The organism is Pseudocitrobacter sp. RIT415 (assembly GCF_003057695.2).
Lineage (GTDB): Bacteria > Pseudomonadota > Gammaproteobacteria > Enterobacterales > Enterobacteriaceae > Pseudocitrobacter > Pseudocitrobacter faecalis.
The window spans coordinates 529540-543003 of record NZ_QBJC02000001.1 but is presented as its reverse complement, the minus strand read 5'-3'; the positions used below and the strand labels follow the sequence as shown (position 1 = coordinate 543003).

Below are 13464 nucleotides of genomic sequence, written 5' to 3'. Positions count from 1 at the left end.
GCATTTCCGGATTCTTACACAACCACTGGATCGTTCAACCGATCCTTAACTGATCGGCATTACAGCATTGCGCTGGCATTTTTTTTACTCGCTTTCCGCCGGTAGCACCGGCATCCAGTCGATGGGCACTTCACCGCGCTGCGCCAGCCATTCGTTAGCCTGTACAAAGTGGTTGCAGCCAAAAAAGCCGCGATGGGCTGAAAGCGGTGACGGATGCGGGGCTTTCAGCACGCGATGACGCTGTGCATCGATAATCGCGCCTTTCTTCTGGGCATGCGATCCCCACAATAAAAATACCACCCCTTCCCGGTGTTCATTAATCAGGCTGATCACTTTATCAGTAAAGGTTTCCCAGCCGAGGCTGGCGTGAGAATGCGCCTGACCGGCACGCACTGTCAGCACGGTGTTAAGCAGCAGTACACCCTGACGCGCCCAGCTTTCAAGATAGCCATGCGCAGGGCGGGTAAAACCTGGGATTGATCCTTCCAGCTCTTTATACATGTTCAGCAAAGACGGCGGCGTGGCGATACCTGGACGAACAGAGAAAGCCAGACCGTGCGCCTGACCCGGCCCGTGGTAGGGATCCTGACCTAAAATCACTACTTTCACATCGCTCAGTTCGGTGAAACGAAAGGCGTTAAACACATCTTTCTGCGGCGGGTAAATTGTTGTGCCTGCCTGGCGCTCTTTCGCCACCGTTGCCAGCGTGTTCAAAAAATAGGGTTGTTGCTTCTCGTCGGCCAGCACATCGTGCCAGGTTAAAAGGGCGCTCATCTCGCTCTCCTGGAAATTGTCATGCGCAGTAGCTTAACTGCTTCTTTCTCCAATACAAAACCACGCAGGATAAAAACCACGCTCAGCGTAAAAAAAGTTGAAAATTTACAGAGAAAATTTGGCGTTATCGCTCGGCGTAACTTGATATAAAACAAGTAAATTAGTGTATGACCACTTTTGTGGTGTGGTTTTTATTGATTTAAATCAAAGAATGCGGGGTGTTTGAGGGGTATATATACACTCAAGCAACAATGGTTTTACCAATTGGCCGGGAACTGGCCGGTTAAACGAATACGAATAGCCTAAGGGAGGCATCAAATGATTACTGGTATTCAGATTACTAAAGCCGCTAACGACGACCTGCTGAATTCTTTCTGGCTGCTGGATAGCGAAAAAGGGGAAGCACGCTGCCTGGTTGCCAAAGGTGGTTATGCAGAAGATGAAGTGGTTGCTGTGAAAGCGCTTGGCGATATCGAATATCGTGAAATCCCGGTTGAAGCGAAACCAGAAGTTCGCGTCGAAGGTGGTCAGCACCTTAACGTTAACGTTCTGCGTCGTGAAACCCTGCTGGACGCGGTTGAACATCCGGAAAAATATCCGCAGCTGACCATTCGTGTTTCAGGCTACGCGGTACGCTTTAACTCCCTGACGCCGGAACAGCAGCGCGACGTTATCGCACGTACTTTCACTGAAAGCCTGTAAGTTTTCAGAGGCAGGAAATAAAAACGCCGGGGAGACCCGGCGTTTTTTTTACTCTTCTGTCGACTGCGGTTCAGCTCCGCTTGGCTTACGACGCTTACCGACATTCTTCGCATCGCGATGGCGTACTTTCACGCGCGGCTTGTCTTTCTCTTTTTTCTTCTCAGCACGTTTTGCCAGCACTTTCTTCGACGGTTTACCGGTCATTTTTTCACTAGGCGCACGCGTAGTTGGGCGCAGCCCATCGATGACGCGCGCTTTCAGCGGCTCCTCGATGTAGCGACCAATTTTCTGCAGCAGCAGGTGGTCATGCGCTTCAACCAGAGAAACCGCCGTACCTTTACGGCCCGCGCGGCCGGTACGGCCAATACGATGCAGGTAAGTATCGCCGGTGCGCGGCATATCGAAGTTGATCACGTGGCTGACATCAGGAATATCGATACCGCGTGCGGCCACATCGGTCGCAACCAGTACATTTACGCGGCCTTCCGTCAGACGCTTGATCCCTTCGGTACGCTTGATCTGTGCCATTTCGCCTTCGAGATAACAGTTGTTGATCCCGGCGGCACGCAGCATTTCGGCAAGCTCATGCACACGCTCACGTTTCCGTACAAAAACAATAGCGCGCGTCATCTCTTCTTGTTTCAGAAGATGCTTGAGAAGCTCGACCTTGTGCTCCAGGTTATCTGCACGGTAGTACCACTGGTGAATTTTCTTACGTTCACGAGTGGACGGGTTCGCAGATACCTCAACCGGATCTTCCAGCAGACGCTCAGCAAAATCCTTAATCGCATCGCCTTCAAGCGTGGCGGAGAAGAGCAGCGTCTGTTTACGCCAGCGGGTTTCACCGGCAATGTGTTCGATATCCTGCGCAAAGCCGAGATCCAGCATCCGGTCAGCTTCGTCAAGAATTAAGGTCTCGACGGCGCGGCAGTCAAAGTTTTCTTCTTTAATGTACTGCAACAGGCGACCGGTGGTGGCAACCACGATATCCTGATTTTCGCTGAAGACTTCAGCGTGGTTCATGTACGCGACACCGCCGGTAATGGTGGCGATATCGAGATGGGTATTTTTGGCCAGCTCGCGCGCGTGGTCTGCGACCTGCATCGCCAGTTCACGCGTTGGCGTCAGGATCAAGATGCGCGGCGGGCCGGATTTTTTGCGCGGGAAGTCGAGCAGATGCTGCAACGCAGGCAGCAGATACGCCGCTGTTTTACCGGTGCCGGTGGGCGCAGAACCCAAAACATCACGTCCATCGAGCGCAGGCGGAATGGCGGCAGCCTGGATGGCAGTCGGGCGTGTAAAGCCTTTGCTCTGGAGGGCGTCCAGCAGGCTTTCATCAAGTTCAAGTTCGGAAAAAGTCGTTACAGTCATTGTCTACCTCAGTGTGAGGCGCTGATTATAGACGTTACGGCTCTAATCTTCATCTGTTTGTATGGCTATCTGTTCTCAGGTATTGTGCTGAGCCAAAACCGGATACGCAAAAAAACTATGTCTGACTCGAAACCCACGCTGCGTCGTAATGGATTTACCTTCAAAAAATTTTTTGTCGCGCATGACCGTTGTGCCATGAAAGTGGGGACGGACGGCATTCTGCTGGGCGCATGGGCACCGATCGCGCACGTCACGCGCGTGCTGGATATTGGCACCGGAAGCGGTTTGCTGGCATTGATGCTGGCACAGCGTACCGGGGAGAGTACACAGATTGACGCGGTTGAGATCGATGAGCATGCCGCAGACCAGGCGCGGGAGAACGTCGCGCAATCTCCGTGGCCGCAAAAAATTGCCGTACACACGACGGATATTCAGTCCTGGGTCGCGAACGTTCATCGTCGCTATGACCTGATCGTCAGCAATCCGCCTTACTATCAGCAAGGCGTTGAATGCGCCACGCCGCAGCGCGAGCAGGCGCGCTACACCACGTCGCTCGATCATCAAACGTTGCTCACCTGCGCGGCGGATGCCATTACGGAAGAGGGATTTTTTTGCGTGGTATTGCCGGAAAATATCGGCCAAAGTTTTACCGAACTGGCCCTGTCGATGGGCTGGCATTTACGTCTGCGCACGGATATTGCTGAATATGATACGCGCCCACCGCATCGCGTCCTGCTGGCGTTCTCGCCGCAAAACGGTGAGGGATTCAGTGACAGATTAGCAATTCGTGGGCCAGAGCAGCAATATTCAGAAGCCTACACTGCGCTGACCCAGGCGTTTTATCTCTTTATGTGAGTCAGTGGCGAGAGCACGGACGGGCCGGAGTCCTGCATGAGTTCCGGGTAGTCCAGCGTGTAATGCAGGCCCCGGCTCTCTTTACGCATCATCGCACAGCGGACAATCAGCTCCGCTACCTGTACCAGATTGCGCAGTTCCAGCAAATTGTTAGACACGCGAAAGCGTGAGTAATACTCGTCGAGCTCCTGCTGAAGCATGGTGATGCGACGCAGGGCGCGCTCCAGCCGTTTCGTGGTACGCACGATGCCGACGTAATCCCACATCAGCAAACGTAATTCGTGCCAGTTATGCTGAATCACCACCCGCTCGTCGGAATCATCCACCCGGCTTTCATCCCACGCGGGCAGGGTTGCCACCTGACGCGTGCTGGCAATCCGTTTGTTGATATCTTCCGCCGCTGACCAGCCATACACCAGACACTCCAGAAGAGAGTTAGAGGCCATACGGTTGGCGCCGTGCAGGCCGGTATAACTCACTTCACCGATGGCATACAGACCGTCGACGTCGCTGCGTCCGTTATCATCCACCATCACGCCGCCGCAGGTATAGTGCGCCGCCGGAACAACCGGCACAGGCTCTTTGGTCAGGTCGATTCCCAGTCCAAGCAGTTTCTCGTAAATCATCGGGAAATGATGACGGACAAATTCTTCGGGTTTATGGCTGATGTCCAGATACATACAATCCACGCCGAGACGTTTCATTTCATGATCGATTGCACGTGCCACTACATCGCGCGGCGCAAGTTCGCCCCGTTCGTCGAAATCGGGCATAAAACGGCTGCCGTCCGGGCGCTTCAGTATCGCGCCTTCACCGCGTAGCGCTTCGGTGAGCAGGAAGTTACGCGCCTGCGGGTGGAACAGGGCGGTGGGATGGAACTGATTAAACTCCAGATTCGCCACGCGGCAGCCCGCACGCCAGGCCATGGCGATGCCGTCGCCCGAGGAGATATCCGGGTTGGTGGTGTACTGATATACCTTGGACGCGCCACCCGTTGCCAGCACCACCGATTTTGCCGCGCAGGTTTCCACGCTTTCTTTATTACGGTTCCAGATCCACGCACCCACCACGCGGCGCGTGCCGGGCAGGCCAATCTTATCGGACATGATCAGGTCTACGGCATTGCAGCGCTCAATCACCCGAATATTGGGATGATTCAGCGCCTTGCTAACCAGCGTGTTTTCCACTTCTTTGCCAGTGGCATCTGCCGCATGCAGAATGCGGCGATGGCTGTGGCCGCCTTCACGTGTCAGGTGATAACTCGCTTCGCCGTTACTTTGCACTTGCGTATCAAACAGCACGCCCTGGTCAATCAACCACTGGACGCAGTTTTTGGCGTTGCTTGCCACGAACGACACCGCCTCTCGATCGCAAATCCCGGCACCGGCGATGAGCGTGTCTTCGATGTGGGATTCGATACTGTCGGTTTCATCAAAAACGGCTGCAATGCCGCCCTGCGCGTAGAAGGTTGAACCTTCGCTTATTGGGCCTTTGCTGAGCACAATGACAGAGTGCTGCCCGGCAACGCGCAGCGCGAGAGATAACCCGGCAGCACCGCTACCGATGATCAGGACATCACAAGAGAGATCGGGAAGAGTGTTCATCATGGTTTGTTTAATTTACTAAACACAGTTTGGTCAGCATAGCATCATAAAAGGCGCTGGCGCACATATTTTTTTAGTGGAAGTTGTAACGGCTAAACATAACAGTGTCTGAAGGGACTTTGTAAACGAAGGAAAATAATCGAATCTCTGACTCCGGAATCCAGTATTTATGGTGAAATAAAAGGCGGGTTACGTTACTCTTGCGAGAATTGCGTTTTTCTTTCGCAACTTAGGCAACGTAGTGCATGCGTAGACTTATAATGAGAGACAATGAACGGTCTACAACTGACAAACAAAAAACAAAGGCGTAACGGAACTTTACAATCATCAGACACTCTAAGCTTGTGCTTGCTCATAGTGCAGTGAACGGAGTGGCGTTTTGATTACGCATTGGAATAGGGTTTGGGGAGACATTACCTCGGATGAGCGAGCAGTTAACGGACCAGGTCCTGGTTGAACGGGTCCAAAAAGGAGACCAGAAAGCTTTTAACCTACTGGTGGTGCGCTACCAGCATAAGGTGGCGAGCCTGGTTTCCCGATATGTGCCGTCAGGTGACGTTCCTGATGTGGTGCAAGAGTCTTTTATAAAGGCCTATCGTGCGCTGGATTCATTCCGGGGAGATAGTGCTTTCTATACATGGCTGTACCGTATTGCAGTCAATACGGCAAAAAATTACCTGGTTGCTCAGGGGCGACGCCCACCTTCCAGCGATGTGGACGCAATGGAAGCAGAAAACTTCGAAAGTGGCGGCGCACTGAAAGAAATTTCGAACCCTGAGAACTTAATGTTGTCAGAAGAGCTGAGACAGATAGTTTTTCGCACCATTGAAAGTCTTCCAGAAGATTTGCGCATGGCAATTACCCTGCGAGAGCTGGATGGCCTAAGCTATGAAGAGATAGCTGCAATTATGGATTGCCCGGTAGGTACTGTTCGTTCCCGTATCTTCCGTGCGCGAGAAGCTATTGATAATAAAGTTCAACCGCTTATCAGGCGTTGACGGTAGCGGGATACTGGAAAAGGTATTAGGCATGCAGAAAGAAAAACTTTCCGCCTTAATGGATGGTGAAACGGTGGATAACGAGTTGCTCACCGAATTAACTCGTTCGCCGGAAATGCAAAAAACCTGGGAGAGCTATCATCTCATCCGTGATTCGCTGCGCGGCGATACGGCGGATGTACTTCATTTTGATATCTCTTCTCGCGTCATGGCTGCCATCGAAAATGAGCCCGCTCGTCAGGCGACGCCGCTCATTCCTGAAGCCCAGCCAGCGCCGCATCAATGGCAGAATATGCCATTCTGGAAAAAAGTCCGTCCGTGGGCGAGCTCGCTTACCCAAATGGGCGTTGCGGCTTGTGTATCGCTTGCAGTTATTGTCGGTGTCCAGCACTATAATGGGCAATCAGATTCTACTCAGCAGCCCGAAACACCGGTTTTTAATACCTTACCGATGATGGGCAAAGCAAGTCCGGTTAGCCTGGGCGTGCCGTCTGATGCCACTGCGGGTACGGGCCAGCAACAGCAGGTTCAGGAACAACGCCGTCGCATCAACGCAATGTTGCAGGATTATGAATTGCAGCGCCGCCTGCATTCTGAGCAACTTCAGTTTGAACAGGCACAAACCCAGCAGGCTGCTGTTCAGGTGCCGGGCTATCAAACTTTAGGAACGCAATCGCAGTAATGAAGCAACTTTGGTGTGCCATGTCCCTTGTGGCTGGCAGCCTGTTCTTCTCTGTCAACGCCTCGGCTGATGTCTCGTCCGGGGCGTTGTTGCAGCAGATGAATCTGGCCAGTCAGTCCCTCAACTATGAGCTGTCATTCGTCAGCATCAATAAAACCGGCGTCGAATCGCTACGCTATCGTCACGCGCGTTTGAACAACCAGGCACTGGCACAGCTACTGCAACTGGATGGTCCGCGTCGTGAAGTGGTGCAGCGCGGCAATGAAATCAGCTATTTTGAGCCGGGCCTCGACCCGTTTACGCTCAATGGCGATTACATCGTCGATTCCTTGCCGTCGCTGGTCTATACCGACTTTAAACGCCTGGCGCCGTATTACGATTTCATCTCTGTCGGCCGAACCCGTATTGCCGATCGCTTATGTGAAGTGATCCGCGTCGTCGCGCGCGATGGCACCCGTTATAGCTACATCGTCTGGATGGACTCTGAAAGCAAACTGCCGATGCGGGTTGACCTGCTGGATCGCGACGGCGAAACGCTGGAGCAGTTCCGCGTCATTGCGTTTAACGTAGGCGATCAAGTGGGTAGCAGCATGGATAAACTGGCGAAAGCCAGCCTGCCGCCGCTGCTCTCCGTTCCGGCGGGCAGTAAGGTGAACTTCAACTGGTCGCCGACCTGGGTGCCTCAGGGCTTCAGCGAGGTCTCCAGCAGCCGTCGCACGTTACCTACCATTGATACCGCAGTGGAGTCTCGTCTCTTCTCGGACGGCCTGTTCAGTTTCTCCATCAACATCAGCCGGGCCACGGCCAACAGCAGCGAACAGATGCTGCGCACCGGTCGCCGCACGGTTAGCACCACCGTGCGCAATCAGGCTGAAATCACTATCGTCGGTGAACTGCCGCCGCCAACGGCGAAACGCATTGCCGACGGTATTAGCTTCAAGGGCGTACAATGATTAAAGAGTGGGCGACCGTTGTCTCCTGGGAGAACGGCGTTGCAAAAGTTCACTGCGACGTGAAAGCATCATGTAGCAGCTGCGCGTCACGCGCGGGCTGCGGCAGCCGCGTGCTCAATAAACTTGGGCCGCAAACCAGCCACACTATTACCGTTCCCAGCGCCGAACCGCTGGTGGCCGGGCAAAAAGTGGAGCTGGGAATTAGCGAAAGCAGTCTGCTGGGTTCCGCTATGCTGGTTTACCTTTCCCCGCTGGTAGGGCTGTTTATCATGGCCTCATTGTTCCAGGTGCTATTTGGCACTGACATCGCTGCCATGTGTGGAGCGCTGTTAGGCGGTGTGGGGGGCTTTTTACTGGCGCGCGGTTTTTCGCCCACGCTTGCGAAACGCGAAACGTGGCAACCAGTCATCATTAGCGTTGGCCTGCCACCTGACCTCCTGCGAACCACCACTTCTTCTGAATTGAGTCAGTGATCGCACTGGCTCAGTTTGCTGACAAAGTGCGTGCTGTTCTAGCCGGATGCGGCGTAAACGTCTTATCCGGCCTACAAAATAGTGCGCATCCAATATACAGCAGAAACCTGGTAGGCCTGATAAGCGTAGCGCATCATGCAGTGTTGCGTTTGCCATCACTCTCAGCCAGCGATCGTACTGGCTTTATTTTTATTTACATCTGGTATGAGAAAGCCGTGAACGGAACCGCTATGCTTGCTGGAAGAGCATTTCCTGGTTGCGCAGTTGTAGTGTAGAATGCGGCGTTTTCGAACGACAAAAACGTCAGGCACAGAACAGCGGCCTCAAAGTATTCGTAAGGCATAATTATCTTAATATATGAAGAATATACGTAACTTTTCGATCATTGCACATATCGACCACGGTAAGTCGACGCTGTCTGACCGTATCATCCAGATTTGCGGTGGCCTTTCTGATCGTGAAATGGAAGCCCAGGTTCTCGATTCGATGGATCTGGAACGCGAACGCGGCATTACCATTAAAGCGCAGAGCGTCACCCTGGACTTTAAATCAGCTGATGGCGAAACCTATCAACTGAACTTTATCGACACCCCTGGTCACGTCGACTTCTCCTACGAAGTTTCCCGTTCTCTGGCGGCCTGTGAAGGCGCACTGCTGGTGGTTGACGCCGGGCAGGGCGTAGAGGCGCAAACCCTGGCAAACTGCTACACCGCCATGGAAATGGATCTGGAAGTGGTTCCGGTACTGAACAAAATCGACCTCCCGGCTGCCGATCCTGAGCGCGTGGCGGAAGAAATTGAAGATATCGTCGGTATCGACGCGGCAGATGCCGTGCGCTGCTCGGCGAAAACCGGCGTAGGTGTCACCGAGGTTCTGGAACGTCTGGTGCGCGATATTCCGCCGCCGGAAGGTGACCCGGAAGGCCCACTGCAGGCGCTGATCATCGACTCCTGGTTTGATAACTACCTGGGCGTGGTCTCGCTGGTGCGTATTAAAAACGGCACTATGCGTAAAGGCGACAAAATCAAAGTGATGAGCACCGGTCAGGTGTATAACGCCGACCGTCTGGGCATTTTCACGCCGAAACAGGTTGACCGTACCGAGCTGAAATGCGGCGAGGTGGGTTGGCTGGTGTGTGCCATTAAAGACATTCTGGGTGCACCGGTTGGCGATACGCTGACTCAGGCGCGTAATCCGGCTGACAAAGCGCTGCCTGGCTTTAAAAAAGTTAAACCGCAGGTTTACGCGGGCCTGTTCCCGGTAAGCTCTGACGATTACGAAAATTTCCGCGATGCGCTGGGCAAACTGAGCCTGAACGATGCTTCTCTGTTCTACGAGCCGGAAAGCTCTACCGCGCTGGGCTTCGGCTTCCGCTGTGGCTTCCTCGGTCTGCTGCACATGGAGATCATTCAGGAGCGTCTGGAACGTGAATACGATCTGGATCTGATCACCACCGCGCCGACCGTAGTCTACGAAGTAGAGACCACGAACAAAGAGGTCATCTACGTCGACAGCCCGTCCAAGCTGCCGCCGCTGAATAACATCGCGGAGCTGCGTGAGCCGATCGCCGAGTGTCATATGCTGCTGCCGCAGGAGTATCTGGGCAACGTAATTACCCTTTGCGTGGAAAAACGTGGCGTACAGACCAACATGGTTTACCACGGTAAACAGGTTGCGCTGACCTATGAAATTCCGATGGCAGAAGTGGTACTCGACTTCTTCGACCGTCTGAAGTCAACATCACGCGGCTATGCGTCGCTGGATTACAACTTCAAACGCTTCCAGGCGTCTAACATGGTGCGTGTTGACGTTCTTATCAACAGCGAGCGTGTGGATGCGCTGGCGCTGATCACCCACAACGACAATGCGCCGTACCGTGGTCGTGAACTGGTTGAGAAGATGAAAGATCTGATCCCTCGTCAACAGTTTGATATCGCGATTCAGGCGGCCATCGGCAACCACATTATCGCGCGTTCAACGGTGAAACAGTTGCGTAAAAACGTCCTGGCGAAATGCTACGGCGGTGACGTCAGCCGTAAGAAAAAACTGCTGCAAAAACAGAAAGAGGGTAAAAAGCGCATGAAGCAGGTCGGTAACGTCGAACTGCCGCAGGAAGCTTTCCTCGCCATTCTGCACGTCGGAAAAGACGGTAAATAATCCTTAAGGAGTTGGCATGGCGAATATGTTTGCCCTGATTCTGGTGATTGCCACACTGGTCACGGGCCTTTTGTGGTGCGTTGATAAATTTATCTTCGCCCCCAAACGTCGGGAACGTCAGGCTGCGGCGCAGGTCGCAACCGGAGATGCACTGGACAAAAAAACGCTGAAAAAAGTGGGCCCGAAACCGGGCTGGCTGGAAACCGGCGCGTCCGTATTTCCAGTGCTGGCGATTGTGCTCATCGTGCGTTCTTTTATTTATGAGCCGTTCCAGATCCCATCCGGTTCAATGATGCCGACGCTGTTAATTGGTGATTTTATCCTCGTGGAAAAATTCGCCTACGGCATCAAAGATCCTATTTACCAGAAAACGATTATTGAAACAGGTCACCCGAAGCGTGGCGATATCGTGGTGTTTAAATATCCGGAAGATCCGCGTCTTGATTACATCAAACGCGCGGTTGGCCTGCCGGGTGATAAAGTGACCTACGATCCGATCAGCAAAGAAGTCACGATTCAACCGAATTGCAGTTCTGGTCAGGCATGCGGTAACGCGCTGCCGGTGACCTACTCGAATGTTGAGCCGAGCGATTTCGTGCAGACCTTTGCCCGTCGTAACGGTGGCGAAGCAACCAGCGGTTTCTTTGAATTACCGAAAGGTGAAACCAAAGAAAACGGTATTCGCCTGACTGAACGTCAGGAGACGCTGGGCGATGTTAATCACCGCATTCTGACTGTGCCAATCGCGCAGGATCAGGTCGGCATGTACTATCGCCAGTCGGGTTTACAGCCGGCTACGTGGATTGTACCGCCGGGTCATTACTTCATGATGGGTGATAACCGCGACAACAGCGCTGATAGCCGTTACTGGGGCTTCGTGCCGGAAGCAAACCTGGTCGGCAAGGCGACGGCCATTTGGATGAGCTTCGAAAAACAGGAAGGTGAATGGCCGACCGGCGTACGTTTAAGCCGTATTGGCGGTATCCACTAATTCTTGTCAGACCTATGCGGGGGCATTAGTGCCTCCGCATAAATTATTTAGCAGTTAAATCTCTCCAAACTAACGACATCCCTTGTCGTTGCGTATAGAATATCCCCCCGAAGTTACACATGTCTTTCTTAATAGACACGGCACACGAAACCGTATTGGTGCTTTCAGATCTGTTTCGTGTGCTGAATTTTTGACGCATTCATTTATTGGTATCGCATGAACCCCATCGTAATTAATCGGCTTCAACGGAAGCTGGGCTACACTTTTGTTCATCAGGAGTTGTTGCAACAGGCATTAACCCATCGCAGTGCCAGCAGCAAACATAACGAGCGCTTAGAATTTCTGGGCGATTCTATTTTAAGCTACGTCATCGCTAACGCCCTTTATCACCGCTTCCCGCGTGTGGATGAAGGCGATATGAGTCGTATGCGCGCGACGCTGGTTCGCGGGAATACGTTGGCGGAAATCGCCCGTGAGTTTGAACTGGGCGAATGTCTGCGTTTAGGGCCGGGTGAACTGAAAAGCGGCGGCTTCCGTCGCGAATCTATCCTTGCGGATACGGTTGAAGCGCTGATTGGTGGGGTATTCCTCGACAGCGATATTCAGAATGTCGAGAAGTTAATTCTCTCCTGGTATCAAACGCGTCTGGACGAAATCAGCCCGGGCGACAAACAGAAAGATCCAAAAACGCGCTTGCAGGAGTATCTGCAAGGCCGCCATCTGCCGCTGCCATCTTATCTGGTGGTGCAGGTGCGTGGGGAAGCACATGATCAGGAATTTACTATCCACTGCCAGGTTAGCGGCCTGAGTGAACCGGTGGTTGGCACAGGTTCCAGCCGTCGCAAGGCGGAGCAGGCTGCCGCCGAACAGGCGTTGAAAAAACTGGAGCTGGAATGAGCAACGACAAAACTTACTGCGGATTTATCGCCATCGTCGGACGTCCGAACGTGGGCAAATCTACCCTGCTGAACAATCTGCTGGGGCAGAAAATTTCTATTACCTCGCGTAAAGCGCAGACCACGCGTCACCGCATTGTCGGTATCCATACGGAAGGTGCGTATCAGGCAATCTATGTCGATACCCCGGGTCTGCACATGGAAGAAAAGCGCGCCATCAACCGCCTGATGAATAAAGCGGCGAGCAGCTCTATCGGTGATGTTGAGTTGGTGATTTTTGTCGTGGAAGGCACTCGCTGGACGCCGGACGACGAAATGGTGCTGAACAAACTGCGCGAAGGCAAAGCGCCGGTGATTCTGGCTGTAAACAAAGTTGATAACGTGCAGGAAAAAGCAGATCTTCTACCGCATCTGCAGTTCCTCGGCAGCCAGATGAACTTCCTCGATATCGTACCGATGTCTGCAGAAACCGGGTTGAACGTCGATACCATCGCCGGGATCGTACGTAAGCATTTGCCGGAAGCGATTCATCACTTCCCGGAAGATTACATCACCGATCGTTCTCAGCGCTTTATGGCGTCTGAAATCATCCGTGAAAAGCTGATGCGTTTCCTGGGCGAAGAGCTGCCATATTCCGTTACCGTGGAAATCGAGCGTTTCGTGTCTAATGAGCGCGGCGGTTACGACATCAACGGTTTGATCCTCGTTGAGCGTGATGGGCAGAAGAAGATGGTAATTGGTAACAAAGGTTCCAAAATCAAGACCATCGGTATTGAAGCCCGTAAAGATATGCAGGAAATGTTCGAAGCCCCGGTTCACCTGGAACTGTGGGTGAAAGTAAAATCCGGCTGGGCTGATGACGAGCGCGCACTGCGTAGTCTTGGCTATGGCGACGATCTGTAAGTTTCTCATACCCTATGGCTTTCATGGTGCAGGAAGGCGGCAAGAGTGTGAATCCCCAGGAGCTTACATTAGTAAGTGACTGGGGTGAACAGTCGCAGCCAACGC

14 protein-coding genes are annotated in these 13464 nt (G+C 53.1%); 11 read left to right on the top strand and 3 right to left on the bottom strand.

The window, feature by feature from the left end; all coding sequences use genetic code 11:
* Nucleotides 1–84: 84 nt before the first annotated feature.
* Nucleotides 85–774: a uracil-DNA glycosylase gene (gene ung / locus DBY68_RS02440; RefSeq protein WP_108473355.1), complete on the bottom strand. Its 690-nt coding sequence runs from the start codon at nucleotides 772–774 to the stop codon at nucleotides 85–87.
* 318 nt (nucleotides 775–1092) lie between these two features.
* Here ung and grcA point away from each other — a divergent pair, with 318 nt between their 5' ends.
* Nucleotides 1093–1476, top strand: coding sequence for an autonomous glycyl radical cofactor GrcA (gene grcA, locus DBY68_RS02435; RefSeq protein WP_015963383.1), 384 nt, complete (start codon nucleotides 1093–1095; stop codon nucleotides 1474–1476).
* A gap of 48 nt (nucleotides 1477–1524) precedes the next feature.
* On the opposite strand, the gene srmB is transcribed toward grcA, so the two are convergent.
* Nucleotides 1525–2847, bottom strand: a complete 1323-nt coding sequence (srmB, locus tag DBY68_RS02430) for an ATP-dependent RNA helicase SrmB (protein WP_108473356.1) — start codon at nucleotides 2845–2847, stop codon at nucleotides 1525–1527.
* Between the two features lie 117 nt (nucleotides 2848–2964).
* On the opposite strand from srmB, the gene DBY68_RS02425 reads away from it, so the two are divergent.
* Nucleotides 2965–3702 (top strand): tRNA1(Val) (adenine(37)-N6)-methyltransferase, encoded by a 738-nt coding sequence (locus DBY68_RS02425; RefSeq protein ID WP_108473357.1) that lies wholly within the window; start codon nucleotides 2965–2967, stop codon nucleotides 3700–3702.
* On the opposite strand, the gene nadB is transcribed toward DBY68_RS02425, so the two are convergent.
* The gene (nadB, locus tag DBY68_RS02420; RefSeq protein ID WP_108473358.1) at nucleotides 3687–5306 is read right to left on the bottom strand and encodes an L-aspartate oxidase; all 1620 of its coding nucleotides are present in this window, start codon (nucleotides 5304–5306) and stop codon (nucleotides 3687–3689) included. The genes DBY68_RS02425 and nadB overlap by 16 nt on opposite strands.
* A 270-nt stretch (nucleotides 5307–5576) precedes the next feature.
* Between nadB and rseD the strand changes: the two genes are divergently transcribed.
* The 9 genes from rseD (at nucleotide 5577) to era (ending at nucleotide 13359) form a co-directional block, all read left to right on the top strand.
* Complete coding sequence (gene rseD, locus DBY68_RS22710; RefSeq protein WP_146745429.1) at nucleotides 5577–5672, top strand: rpoE leader peptide RseD; 96 nt, start codon at nucleotides 5577–5579, stop codon at nucleotides 5670–5672.
* A gap of 56 nt (nucleotides 5673–5728) precedes the next feature.
* Nucleotides 5729–6304: an RNA polymerase sigma factor RpoE gene (rpoE, locus tag DBY68_RS02415; protein WP_015963387.1), complete on the top strand. Its 576-nt coding sequence runs from the start codon at nucleotides 5729–5731 to the stop codon at nucleotides 6302–6304.
* A 31-nt stretch (nucleotides 6305–6335) separates the two neighbouring features.
* Complete coding sequence (rseA, locus tag DBY68_RS02410) at nucleotides 6336–6986, top strand: anti-sigma-E factor RseA (protein ID WP_108473359.1); 651 nt, start codon at nucleotides 6336–6338, stop codon at nucleotides 6984–6986.
* Nucleotides 6986–7939, top strand: coding sequence for a sigma-E factor regulatory protein RseB (rseB, locus tag DBY68_RS02405; RefSeq protein ID WP_108473360.1), 954 nt, complete (start codon nucleotides 6986–6988; stop codon nucleotides 7937–7939). The genes rseA and rseB overlap by 1 nt, the downstream gene beginning before the upstream one ends.
* Nucleotides 7936–8412, top strand: coding sequence for a SoxR-reducing system protein RseC (gene rseC, locus DBY68_RS02400; RefSeq protein ID WP_108473361.1), 477 nt, complete (start codon nucleotides 7936–7938; stop codon nucleotides 8410–8412). Before rseB ends, rseC begins: the two co-directional genes overlap by 4 nt.
* 357 nt (nucleotides 8413–8769) lie before the next feature.
* A complete protein-coding gene (gene lepA / locus DBY68_RS02395) occupies nucleotides 8770–10569 on the top strand; it encodes a translation elongation factor 4 (RefSeq protein ID WP_108473362.1) in 1800 nt (599 codons plus the stop codon).
* Nucleotides 10570–10585: 16 nt separating this feature from the next.
* Nucleotides 10586–11560: a signal peptidase I gene (gene lepB, locus DBY68_RS02390; protein WP_108473363.1), complete on the top strand. Its 975-nt coding sequence runs from the start codon at nucleotides 10586–10588 to the stop codon at nucleotides 11558–11560.
* A 216-nt stretch (nucleotides 11561–11776) separates the two neighbouring features.
* The gene (gene rnc / locus DBY68_RS02380; RefSeq protein WP_015963393.1) at nucleotides 11777–12457 is read left to right on the top strand and encodes a ribonuclease III; all 681 of its coding nucleotides are present in this window, start codon (nucleotides 11777–11779) and stop codon (nucleotides 12455–12457) included.
* Complete coding sequence (gene era, locus DBY68_RS02375; protein WP_108473364.1) at nucleotides 12454–13359, top strand: GTPase Era; 906 nt, start codon at nucleotides 12454–12456, stop codon at nucleotides 13357–13359. The genes rnc and era overlap by 4 nt, the downstream gene beginning before the upstream one ends.
* Nucleotides 13360–13464: the final 105 nt, after the last annotated feature.